Raw genomic sequence first — 896 nt, 5'->3', positions numbered from 1 at the left:
CGGGCACCTGCCTGGGCGGAGCGGGCCGTGCCCGGTACGAGGGCGGATACCATACTAGCTACACCGACCACGCGGGCGCCGCCGGTGACACATCGGGCTACCAGGGCCGGATGCGCATCAACCTCGATGCCCGTACCCAGCCCGCCTACGGCACCCTGCGCGCCTTCGTGCGCCTCGATGCCGGGGCCCGTACCGGTTACTCCGGCGTCGGCACCTCCGGCACGCAGCAGCGTATCGGCCAGGCCTATCCCGGCATCGGCACCGACAGCTTCGGCCGCGACCAGCAGTTCGCCAACGTCGACAAGGCGTTCATCCAGTTCGCCGGGCTCACCGCCGGTCGCGCGTCGTCGTTCTTCGACTTCTACGCCCACGACTTCGAGTTCGCCGGCGCCACCGCGGGTTCAGACAACTTCTCGACCAACCTGCTGGCCTACACCGCCACGGTCGGCAACGGCTTGTCGGCGACGATCTCGATCGAAGATCCGGTCTTCCGTCGCACCCCGATCTTCTCGCCGTTCAACGTGGCCGCCACGCTGAACACGGGTAGCACGCAGAACTTCGGCGTAACCAACCAGCCGACCCCGATCTTCGTCGGTCCGAACCGTTATGGTAACATCGACAGCATCGAGCGCTCGCGCCTGCCCGACTTCGTCGGCGTCGTGCGCCTCGATCAGGCCTGGGGTTCGGCCCAGCTCTCGGCCGCCACCCACGAGCTGAACGTCGGCAACCTCTCGACCGCCGCCAGCACCGGCACCGGGCGCACAGCTTCCAGCAGGCGCAGAACATGGAGCCGACGGGCACGCTCACCATCCCCCTCGTCTATGGTCTCGGGCTCGACCAGGACATCATCACCGGCAACACGGGCGCGCAAGGCGGTAGCCAAGGCGGAGATCAGG

General features: G+C 67.9%; 1 protein-coding gene. It reads left to right on the top strand.

Annotation, left to right across the window (positions count from 1 at the left end; all coding sequences use genetic code 11):
• Positions 1-896 (top strand): porin (locus MKK84_RS18740; protein WP_243922357.1); only part of this gene is annotated, 896 nt, incomplete at both ends.

Source organism: Methylobacterium sp. E-065 (assembly GCF_022829605.1).
In the GTDB taxonomy this organism is placed as follows: Bacteria; Pseudomonadota; Alphaproteobacteria; order Rhizobiales; family Beijerinckiaceae; genus Methylobacterium.
This window is presented reverse-complemented; position numbering and strand designations above follow the sequence as displayed.